Source organism: Cetobacterium somerae ATCC BAA-474, from assembly GCF_000479045.1.
Taxonomy (GTDB): domain Bacteria; phylum Fusobacteriota; class Fusobacteriia; order Fusobacteriales; family Fusobacteriaceae; genus Cetobacterium_A; species Cetobacterium_A somerae.
This window is the reverse complement of the sequence record NZ_KI518212.1, coordinates 1-2,535: the sequence shown is the minus strand read 5'-3', so window position 1 is coordinate 2,535 and position 2,535 is coordinate 1. Positions and strand designations below refer to the sequence as shown.

Here is a 2,535-nt window from a genome sequence, read left to right as displayed (position 1 = left end):
TCACCCCAATATTTTGACATGTTTAGTTTAGTATGAAAATTAACAAGGTTAACTTGAGCTCTATTTAAAGCATCTTCATGCATTCTCCACTGTGAAATATATGCCATTTGCTTATACGATATCCCTGAAGCAGCATCTGCCATTTTTGTAAGACCTATATTTGTTCCCATTCCTATTAAAGCTGCTATTAGAGTTATTTTTTCACTGTTATCTGGCTTTTTATTCGTTGATGCATGAATAAACTCTTCATGGAATCCTGTTATATTTACAACATCTATTAAAAGATCTGTTAAATTAATTCTGGGTATAAGTTTATATAATTTTGAACTCAGTTGTTCTGCTTCTAGAGGAATATTTTTTTCCAATCTTGAAATTGAAATTTTTCCATTTTCAATAGAGATTCCTTTTATTTGATTAATATTTTTAGAAAACCATCTCAGCCTTTTATCCATGCTTAATTTTCTCTCGGTAAAATAATCTTCCAATTCTAAGCTCACAGCTAATCTAGAAAAAATTTTAGATTCTTGCCATTCATCTTTTGAAAATAGATACTCTTCAAAATCCATATACTGTCTACTTCCAGAAATAGATATATCTCCAGCTCTAATATGTTCTCTAAGTTCAGAGAGAACGGCCATTTCGTAGTAATGTCTATTGATACTGTTATCTTTTTCAAATACATATTTACTCCATCTTTTAGAGATAAAATCTATTGGAGCATCTTCAGGAATTTTCCTTTTCCCACTCTCGTTAATATCTTTAAGTATATCAATTCCTTCAATTAAAGATTCATTAGCTTTTGTAGATTTAAATTCTAATAGATGTAAAAATTTTGGAGTATATCTTCTTAAAAAATAAAATCTTTTTTCTAATAAATCTAAATAATCATAATCTACTGGCCTTGCTAATTTCTCAGCTTCATTTACAGATAAAACAAAATTTTCCCAATTAACAATAGTTTCAAGAGCTTTAAACGGATCTATCCCTTCCTCTTTGGCTTTAATTAAAGATTTTCCTATACTTGCAAATTGAACTATTTTTTCATTTAACTTTTTCCCATTATTTTTTTGTATCTCTTCTTGAGCTTTTCTTCCTTTTGAAATCAGTGTTAACATTTGTCTATCATGAACTTCAAAAGCCTTATCTATCAGGTCTTTAGAAAGATTTATTAAAAGAATTGTTAATAGTGCATATCTTTTATTTTCTTTGAAATCTCTAAAAGCATAAGGTTCATATCTCATAGCCATTCTATAGAGTTGTAATAATCTATTTGAGTGAAAATGTTGAACTAAAGAAATATCAAGATGTAAATCTTTTATATACTCGATTTTATCAGCCAACTTTAAAAAAGTTTCTGGAGAAGGAAAGCCAGTTGGAGTTTTTAACCAACCAAGGGTTGTTCTGCTTCGCTCCTCTATATTAGGCTGAACTAATAGAGTAGAATTTAACTTTTCTTTTTGCTCTTCTGAAAGAGAATTATTTAAAGTATCAAAAAGTATTTTTTCTGCTTCGTTTTTAGCTTCCCATATTAGGTTCTCAATAGTAGTTATACCAGGAAGTATAATTTTATTTTTTCTAAAAAAATTCAAACACTCATCAAAAAGATATAAGGTATCTTCATTTTCTAAACTTAATTTGTAGATATAGTTAAATACTTTTTTGTGTTCAACTTCACCAAAAGAAATAAAACCATATTCCTCTTTAATCTCTTTCATATGTTGGCCAAAGAGTATTATCTCTTTGTGGGTATCTTCTAGCAGGTACTATTCCAGTCCCTATTTGTTTTGCAATATAACTTATTACTATCTTTGGAATAGACTTAATGTAGCTATATGGCCAACCGGGATATCTCAATACTGCTAATTGCAAAGCAAATCCTATTTTATTTTCATCTCTTCTATGTCTTTGAATAATTTCTAAATCATATTTTGAAAATGTGTAATATCTTGCTAAAGATAATTCATCTTCAGGTATTTTCATGAACATTTCTCTTTGCTCTTGAGAAAATAACTCTTTTCCTCTTAATGACATATTGTAACTCCTTTAATTGTATTTTTAATATTATATCAATAGAGTAGACTCTATTGATACAAAATAAGAACCGTGATAAAATATAGGTTTGTAGAGTCTCATAAGACTTGTCTCAAAGAGGAGGAATAAAAATGAGAAAAATAGGGTATATTCGTGTGAGTTCTGAAGATCAAAATTTAGCGAGGCAAAAACAACAACTTCTAGAAATTGGGATGGATATTATTTTTGAAGAAAAAATTTCTGGAGCTACAATGAATAGATTAGAATTACAAAATATGTTGAAAGAAATTGAATGTGGAGATGTTATTTATGTAACTGATTTAACAAGAATTACTCGTAGTACTCATGATCTATTTTTATTAATAGATTTAATTAGAGGAAAAAAAGCATATTTAAAATCTTTAAAAGATACTTGGTTAGATTTATCTGAAGAAAATCCGTATAGTCAATTTTTAATAACAATAATGGCGGGTGGTAACCAACTTGAAAGAGATTTAATAAGAA

Annotated in this window: 3 protein-coding genes; 1 reads left to right on the top strand and 2 read right to left on the bottom strand. The window is 28.2% G+C overall.

All coding sequences use genetic code 11. The features are described from left to right. Positions 1 to 1,715: Tn3 family transposase (locus HMPREF0202_RS15655; RefSeq protein ID WP_023049741.1), on the bottom strand; the 1,715-nt coding region annotated here is incomplete at its 3' end. After that, a complete protein-coding gene (locus HMPREF0202_RS15150) occupies positions 1,702 to 2,031 on the bottom strand; it encodes a DUF4158 domain-containing protein (RefSeq protein WP_023049740.1) in 330 nt (109 codons plus the stop codon). The genes HMPREF0202_RS15150 and HMPREF0202_RS15655, both read right to left, overlap by 14 nt. Positions 2,032 to 2,162: 131 nt before the next feature. Here HMPREF0202_RS15150 and HMPREF0202_RS13040 point away from each other — a divergent pair. Next, positions 2,163 to 2,535: recombinase family protein (locus HMPREF0202_RS13040; RefSeq protein WP_023049739.1), on the top strand; the 373-nt coding region annotated here is incomplete at its 3' end.

What these genes read in the sequence shown, in the direction of transcription:
- HMPREF0202_RS15150 (WP_023049740.1), bottom strand. Translation starts at nt 2,031, where the DNA reads ATGTCATTAAGAGGAAAAGAGTTATTTTCTCAAGAGCAAAGAGAAATG.